Below are 1149 nucleotides of genomic sequence, written 5' to 3'. Positions count from 1 at the left end.
GGCTTTCTCGGACACGCTTAGGGAACGAGAAAGCCCCCGGAATCCGCATGATTCCGGGGGCTTCGGGTGGGGTGAGCGACGGGGATTGAACCCGGCTGGACTCGCCTCGGCTCGGCTGAATCATGCGGAACGGCGGGTTACGCGCCCCGGTTGAACCGGTTTGAACAGGTCGTGTTCGGTGGTCGGAGGCTACCAGGGTTGCACTCGGGAGAGGTGACGGGGGTTCCCGCGCGCGGACCTGGAGACGAAGCCGCCCCGCCACCAGGGGAGGTGGCGGGGCGGGAGCCGCGGCGGTCACGGGATTGGCCGCGGCAGGCGCCGGCCGCACGGAGGGGATGGCGGGCGGCGCCGAGGCCCAGCGTAGCGGGTGCGGCGCGGCCGCGGGAGATGCCTGTGGAGGCGTCCCGGCAACTTTTTGCCGTAGGGCGTTGCCCCCTCTCGTTCTGTGCCGTAGGCTATTGCATGTCAGGGCGGAGAGGCCGCCCGACAGAGAGGCAGAGATGACCACGCAGACCACCACCCTGGCCCCCATCGGCACCATCGTCGGCGAGACTGAGTACACCCGCCTCACCGTCGTCCAGCACGTCCGCCTCGGCGCGGTCATGGGCTGGGCGCAGCTGGAGCGGTGCGACTACCTCCGCGACCCCCAGAAGCCCACCTACGCCTCGTCGCCAAGGACGGCTCGTCCTACGCCCTCCTGCCCGGCCCCTACGGCGACTACACGCTCTCCCGCAGCGGCAGCGGCGTCATCGCCAACGAGGCGGGCGAGACCATGCGCCTGTCCTTCTGGGCGAGCCGGGGCTACGAGGTCACCATCCGCTGGGCGCGCGACGCATGAGCGGCCTGGAGCGTCTGAAGGAGATGCACGAGGCCGCGATCCGCCTGCGGCGGGCGGCGGACGCGGCGGCACTGGAGAGGGATCGGGCAGTAGCGGAGGTGCTGACGTCCGGCGAGGCGCGTGGCCGTGACGTGGCTGAGGTTCTGGGCCTGTCCACTCAGCGCGTCTACGACATGGCGAACAAGGCCCGGAGGATCTACGCTCAGCAGGACTCCCCGCGTCAGCGGGGGTGAGCCGTATTGGGTACGCGGGCCATGAGCCTGCGCCACCTGTGATCCCCGCGGCAGCGGGGATGAGAACGCAGAAAAGCG

The 1149-nt window shown here is 70.4% G+C and carries 2 protein-coding genes; both read left to right on the top strand.

All coding sequences use genetic code 11. The features are described 5' to 3' along the window. Nucleotides 1-625: 625 nt before the first annotated feature. The gene (locus tag ACI2L3_RS40425; RefSeq protein ID WP_404757460.1) at nt 626-838 is read left to right on the top strand and encodes a hypothetical protein; all 213 of its coding nucleotides are present in this window, start codon (nt 626-628) and stop codon (nt 836-838) included. After that, a complete protein-coding gene (locus tag ACI2L3_RS40420; protein WP_350749436.1) occupies nt 835-1071 on the top strand; it encodes a hypothetical protein in 237 nt (78 codons plus the stop codon). Before ACI2L3_RS40425 ends, ACI2L3_RS40420 begins: the two co-directional genes overlap by 4 nt. The last annotated feature ends 78 nt before the right edge of the window (nt 1072-1149 follow it).

Source organism: Streptomyces sp. NPDC029674 (assembly GCF_044903205.1).
In the GTDB taxonomy this organism is placed as follows: domain Bacteria; phylum Actinomycetota; class Actinomycetes; order Streptomycetales; family Streptomycetaceae; genus Streptomyces.
This window is presented reverse-complemented; position numbering and strand designations above follow the sequence as displayed.